Origin of the sequence: Marinimicrobium sp. UBA4209 (assembly GCF_002381585.1) — a bacterium.
Taxonomy (GTDB): domain Bacteria; phylum Pseudomonadota; class Gammaproteobacteria; order Pseudomonadales; family Cellvibrionaceae; genus Marinimicrobium; species Marinimicrobium koreense.
On the sequence record NZ_DFTP01000006.1, the window covers coordinates 1 to 6,243 of the forward strand.

Genomic DNA, 6,243 nt, shown 5'->3' on the forward strand with positions numbered 1-6,243 from the left:
GGGCGGATCGGTCCGACGCCTCGGAGGGCGAAGCCCGCATCCGCCGTTACCCAAATCAACGCAACAACCAAAGCCTGTCGTAGGGCGGATCGGTCCAACGCCTCGGAGCCGCAGGCGCATCCGCCGTGACCATACCGACTGAAGAGTACCGTAGGTCGGCTTAGGCCGCAGGCCGTAAGCAGACACAACACCGCCGAGGCACACTGTCGGCTTACGGCCTTTGGCCTAAGCCGACCTACTGGACTACGGGAAGCCGGGCGTGAGACTGCGACATTAAATGTTTTACATTGAGTTGTTTGTTGGGTAATCTGGGTGTTTTCTGATCACTGATGGATGGGTTATGGGTGGTAAAAAGCTCTCTGCGGATGACTTGAACCGGCTGCGTAAGCAGGCGGTGCGGCTGCGGATTGAGCAGAAAACCTATAAGGAAATCAGTGAGTTAACGGGGTTAACTCGACCGACTATTACGGACGCTTACAAGCGGTTTGTGGCCGGAGGTTGGGCGGCGGTGGAGACTAAGGCTCGGGGGCGTCGGGGGCGCGAAGCGTCTAATACCCGTGAATACGCGACGACGAGTGCAACCCAATTGCGAGCGGCAGATGCAGAGGGTGTGACAACGGCGGATGCGCACTCTGTGCTTATCCGCCCTACACCAGCCGCGCCGAGCTTTGAGGGTGAGCTTTGGAGTCTTCGGGCTGTGAGCGGGTTTCTGGAGACTCGGGGGATTGAGGTTACTGGGCGGAGTGCCGGGCGGTATATGGAGCGGTGGGGGTTGAGCGTCGCTGACGGACCTTCCCGCGGGGTGCCGGATCAGCTGCTTGCCGAACGTGGGGTGGAGCCTGGGCGACGGAAGGTGCTTACCGGGGGTGTTCGCTCTATCAATGGTGAGTATGAGGGTGAGCCGCTGCGCGGCTATCAGCTCTTTGCCCGGGACGGTCGAGGCCAGTTATTGTGGTCGGCCTTCCCTACCCCGCCTCGTGCGGACGATATCGCCGCGTTTCTTGAACGCCTGGAACAAACCCTGGGCGACGAGGCGGTTCTGGTGTTTCAGTCGGTGGATTTAAGCCGGCATGAGCTGCTGCGACCTTGGTTGGCCGGCGACAAACCGATTCAGCTTTTGACGATACCCCACTGGCCAACCGATCCCCAGACGCCCTCCCCAACCGTAGGGTGGCATAAGGCCGAAGGCCGTCATCCACCATTGAATAGTCCCAACCCGTCACACCCAAAGACCAAACAATCACAACCCGATGCCGACCCCTCGGCATTGCGCAAACCACAGAAGAGGAATCCTATGGCACTCACACACCTTCAGCGGCTGGAAGCCGAGAGCATTCAGATTATGCGCGAAGTGGTCGCGGAAACGGAGAATCCGGTGATGCTGTACTCCATCGGTAAAGACAGTGCCGTAATGCTGCACCTGGCGATGAAGGCCTTCGCCCCGTCCGTTCCGCCCTTCCCTTTGTTGCACGTGGATACCACCTGGAAGTTTCAGGAGATGTATAAGTTCCGCGCGCGCATGGCGAAGGAAACCGGCATGAAGCTGATTGTCCACGTCAACGAGGAGGGCCGTGCCCAAGGCATCAATCCCTTTACGCATGGCTCGGCCATTCATACTGACATCATGAAAACCGAGGCGCTCAAGCAGGCGTTGACCAAGTACGGGTTCGATGCGGCCTTTGGGGGCGCGCGCCGGGATGAGGAGAAGTCCCGTGCGAAGGAGCGGATTTTTTCCTTCCGTACCGCCAACCATCGGTGGGATCCGAAGAACCAGCGCCCGGAGATCTGGAAGCTGTACAACGCGAAAAAACACCCGAAAGAGTCCATTCGTGTGTTCCCGCTGTCGAACTGGACGGAGCTGGATATCTGGCAGTACATCCATCTGGAGCAGATTCCGATTGTGCCTTTGTATTACTCCGCCGAGCGCCCAGTGGTGGAGCGCGACGGTACGCTGATCATGGTGGATGATGACCGTATGCCGTTGAATCCCGGCGAGGTGCCGATGATGAAGAAGGTGCGTTTCCGGACGCTGGGTTGTTATCCGTTGACCGGCGCGGTTGAGTCCGAGGCGGATACTCTGCCGGATATTATTCAGGAGATGTTGTTGACCCGCACTTCGGAGCGCCAGGGGCGGATGATTGACCATGATTCTTCCGCGTCGATGGAGAAGAAGAAGCAGGAAGGGTATTTTTGAGCAATATTTGGGTTGGGTTTTGGCGAGAGTGGTGTGTCATCACGTCCGGTCCGGGAAGGGAAACCCCTTTCAAGACACGCCGTAAACCCATCCCTGGGGGCTCGCCTCGCGGACTCCCGCCGCTTACGGTCTTGAAAGGGGTTTCCCTTCCCGGACCTCAGCACCCAAATTTGCGTAGGGCGGATAAGGGCGCAGCCCGCATCCGCCGATGCCAAAAGAGATTCACAGGACAAGATTATGAGCCACCAATCGAGTTTGATCGCGGAAGACATTAACGAATACCTGGAGCAGCACGAGCACAAGAGCCTGTTGCGCTTTATTACCTGCGGTAGCGTAGACGATGGCAAGAGCACCCTCATTGGGCGCTTGCTGTTCGAGTCCAAGATGCTGTTTGAAGACCAGCTCGCCGCCGTGGAAGCGGATTCGGCCCGTTGGGGCACCCAAGGTGAGGAGATGGATTTCGCGCTGCTGGTGGATGGACTGGCCGCCGAACGCGAGCAAGGCATTACCATCGATGTGGCCTACCGGTTTTTCTCCACCGACCGTCGCAAGTTCATTGTTGCCGACACCCCGGGGCATGAGCAGTACACCCGCAATATGGTGACCGGCGCCTCCACCGCCGATGCGGCGATTCTGATGGTCGATGCCCGCAAGGGCATTCTGACCCAGACCAAGCGCCACAGTTATCTCGCCGCACTGATCGGCATTCGCCATGTGGTGGTGGCAATCAACAAGATGGACCTGATGGATTATTCGGAAAAAACGTTTAATCGCATCGTTGAAGAATATCGTGAGTTCGCCAAGCAGATCGGTCTGGAGAACATCACCTTTATTCCGATGTCCGCGCTCCGGGGCGACAATATCATTGAGCGCAGTGAGCGCATGCCCTGGTATCGGGGTACGACCCTGATGGGTTACCTCGAAACGGTCGAGGTGGATGATGAGCTGATGCAGGAATCGCCCTTCCGCATGGCGGTGCAGTGGGTGAACCGACCCAATCTGGATTTTCGGGGCTTCTCCGGGCAGCTCGCCAGCGGGGTCATTCACCCGGGCGATAAAATACGCACCCTGCCCTCCGGTCGAGAAAGTTACGTGGAGCGCATTTACACGCTCGACGGTGATCTGGACAAAGCCGTCGCTGGGCAGTCCGTGACCCTGACCCTGACCGACGAGATCGATATTTCGCGGGGTGACCTGCTCTGTGCGTCTGACACCCCCGCCTCCGTCGCCAATCAGTTCGAGGTGACCATCGTCTGGATGAATGACGACCCGATGCTGCCGGGCCGCACCTACCTGATGAAGATCGGCACCAAAACCGTGTCGGCCACTATCACCGACATCAAGTATCAGGTAAATGTGAACACTCTGGAGCACACGGCGGCCAAAAACCTGGCGCTGAACGGCATCGGGGTGTGCACCATCAATCTGGACCAGGACATCGCCTTTGATGCCTATAAAGATAACCACGATACCGGTGGTTTTATTCTGATTGATCGCCTGACTTACAACACCATGGGCGCGGGCATGATCCACTTCTCGCTGCGCCGCAGCCAGAACATTACCGTTCAGCACGTGGATGTGAACAAGCAGGCGCGCCAGCAGCTGAAGAACCAGAAGCCTTGCGTTCTTTGGCTGACCGGTTTGTCCGGCGCGGGCAAATCCACCATTGCCAACCTGGTGGAAAAGAAGCTGTATGCGCGGGGGCATCACACCTACCTTCTGGACGGCGATAACGTGCGTCACGGTCTTAACAAGGACCTGGGCTTTACCGATGCAGACCGGGTGGAGAACATCCGCCGGATTGCAGAAGTGGCCAAGCTGATGGTGGACGCGGGGCTGATTGTGATTACCGCGTTTATTTCGCCCTTCCGCTCGGAGCGGGATATGGCTCGCAACCTGTTGGAAGCCAATGAGTTTGTGGAGGTGTATGTGGATACGCCTCTGGAAGTGGCTGAGCAGCGGGATGTGAAAGGCTTGTATCGCAAGGCGCGCAAGGGTGAGTTGAAGAACTTTACCGGGATCGACTCGCCTTATGAACCGCCGGTGAATCCGGAGTGTGTGTTGAATACCACGGATATTTCCGCCGATGAGGCCGCCGAGCGGGTGATTCAGTTTATGGCGGATCGGGGGTATTTGGCGTAGTTGTGTTGGACGGGCGGCGTACGGCGTTGTCCGCGTAGGGCGGATAAGCGAAGCGCATCCGCCGTAAATACACGTCACGCACGGTAACGGCGGATGCGGGTCATACCGCTGCGCTCGGCCCCTACGCAAACCTCTGTCCACGGCATCCGTTATTTTTTGGCGGACTCCAATGTACGGGTTATGGCGGCGACGGCGCCGCCGATGTCGGCGAATTCGGCGGGGAGGATCATGGTGTTGTTTTCTTTCGCCAACTTGCCAAACTCACGTACGTACTGTTCCGCTACACGCAAGTTCACCGCATCCTTGCCGCCTTCCAGGTTGATGGCTTCCGCGACGCGGCGAATACCTTCGGCGGTGGCGGTGGCGATCATTTCGATTTCCCGCGCTTTACCTTCGGCTTCGTTGATCTGACGCAGCTTTTCGGCTTCGGACAGGTTGATGGTTTCCTGCTTCTGCCCTTCGGATACGTTGATTTTTGCCTGACGCTCGCCTTCGGATTCGGCGACGGTGGCGCGACGTTCACGTTCGGCCCGCATCTGTTTTTCCAGCGCATCTAGAATGGTGGCGGGCAGTTCGATGTCGGCAATTTCGTAGCGCATGACTTTCACGCCCCAGGGTTTGGCCGCTTCGTCCAGCGCCTGCACTACCTGGACGTTGATCGATTCCCGCTCTTCAAAGGTTTTATCCAGATCGATTTTACCCACCACTGAACGCAGGGTGGTTTGCGCCAGCTGGATGCCGGCGTAGCGGTAGTCGCTGATACCATAGCTGGCGAGTTTCGGGTCGATGACTTGCAGGTAGATGACGCCATTGACGACCACCTGGATGTTGTCTTTGGTCACACAGGCCTGGCTGGGGACGTCGATGGCTTCTTCTTTCAGTGTGTGCTGGTAGGACACTTTGTCAATGAAAGGAATCAGGATGTGGAAGCCGGCTTCGAGGGTTTTGGCGTATTTGCCGAGGCGCTCGACGATGAAGGCGGATCGCTGTGGGACGATGCGTACGGTTTTGACGAGGGTGATGATGACCAGCGCGACGATGGCCAGCATGATGATTGTGGGGATATCAAGTTCCATTGGTGGTTCTCCGGGGTTTGATTATGAATTGTGTGTTTATATTGAGTTGGATTGTTTACATCGCGTCCGGCCCTGCAAGGAGGGAACCCTTTCAAGACACGCCGTAAACCCATCCATGGGGGCTCGACGCGCGGAGTCCCTCCGCTTACGGTCTTGAAAGGGTTCCCTCCTTGCAGGGCCTCAGTGGCATAAAAAACCTGTATCGTATCGACCTTAAGGTTTGGTGGCGCTGACTACCAAAATAATGCCTTTGTGTTCGCTGACCCACGCGGAGTCACCCATTTTCAGGGAGTCGGGAGATTCGGCGTCCCATTTGGCGCCGTTGAGCTGCACGCTGCCGGTGCCGTCGGTGAAGTCGGTCAGGACTTTGACTCTGGAGCCGATGACGCCAGCGTCGTCCATATCTTTGGCGGAGGGGTCGGCTTCGGTGCCGCGTAGCCAGCGGTGGAAGTGTTTGCGCAGAGCGAACAGGGCCACGAGGCTGAACACGGTAAAGACGGCCAGTTGGGCGGCCAGGGTGTCGATGATGCCCAGTAGCGTGAGCACGCCTACCAGTAGCGCGCCAATGCCGAAGAAGGCGGCGATCAGTCCGGGGATAAACAGCTCGGAGAGCAGCAAGGCGATGCCCAGCAATAGCCAGAATGCGTAGGTGGTAATCAGCATAGTAACGTCCGTGCGGTTGTTATTGGTTCAGGCTGTCATAGTACCATCCGCCGCCGCGCACGACACCCTCTGCTCTTGGGTAGGTCGGATTAGCGCGCAGCGCGTAATCCGACGTTCGTGCTAAGGGGGTAACTGTCGGATTACGCGCTGTGCGCTAATCCGACCTAC

Annotated in this window: 4 protein-coding genes and 1 pseudogene; 3 read left to right on the forward strand and 2 right to left on the reverse strand. The window is 57.8% G+C overall.

From position 1 onward, the window contains the following. Positions 1-340: 340 nt before the first annotated feature. The 3 genes and pseudogenes from B3187_RS17495 to cysN all read left to right on the forward strand — a co-directional run. A pseudogene (locus tag B3187_RS17495) lies at positions 341-532 on the forward strand (helix-turn-helix domain-containing protein); the annotation flags it as partial. A 225-nt stretch (positions 533-757) separates the two neighbouring features. After that, positions 758-2,194, forward strand: a complete 1,437-nt coding sequence (gene cysD / locus B3187_RS01300; RefSeq protein WP_286804300.1) for a sulfate adenylyltransferase subunit CysD — start codon at positions 758-760, stop codon at positions 2,192-2,194. Positions 2,195-2,431: 237 nt separating this feature from the next. Next, on the forward strand, positions 2,432-4,336 hold the full coding sequence (gene cysN / locus B3187_RS01305) for a sulfate adenylyltransferase subunit CysN (RefSeq protein ID WP_286804288.1): 1,905 nt from the start codon (positions 2,432-2,434) through the stop codon (positions 4,334-4,336). 149 nt (positions 4,337-4,485) lie between these two features. Here cysN and B3187_RS01310 read toward each other — a convergent pair whose 3' ends face one another. Beyond that, positions 4,486-5,412 (reverse strand): SPFH domain-containing protein, encoded by a 927-nt coding sequence (locus tag B3187_RS01310; protein WP_286804289.1) that lies wholly within the window; start codon positions 5,410-5,412, stop codon positions 4,486-4,488. 213 nt (positions 5,413-5,625) lie between these two features. Further along, positions 5,626-6,075: an NfeD family protein gene (locus B3187_RS01315; RefSeq protein WP_286804290.1), complete on the reverse strand. Its 450-nt coding sequence runs from the start codon at positions 6,073-6,075 to the stop codon at positions 5,626-5,628. Positions 6,076-6,243 lie beyond the last annotated feature (168 nt).

Excerpts from the sequence above, each read along its gene's own strand:
- cysD (WP_286804300.1), top strand. The coding sequence starts at position 758 with ATGGAGCGGTGGGGGTTGAGCGTCGCTGACGGACCTTCCCGCGGGGTG.
- cysN (WP_286804288.1), top strand. The coding sequence starts at position 2,432 with ATGAGCCACCAATCGAGTTTGATCGCGGAAGACATTAACGAATACCTG.
- B3187_RS01310 (WP_286804289.1), bottom strand. The coding sequence starts at position 5,412 with ATGGAACTTGATATCCCCACAATCATCATGCTGGCCATCGTCGCGCTG.
- B3187_RS01315 (WP_286804290.1), bottom strand. The coding sequence starts at position 6,075 with ATGCTGATTACCACCTACGCATTCTGGCTATTGCTGGGCATCGCCTTG.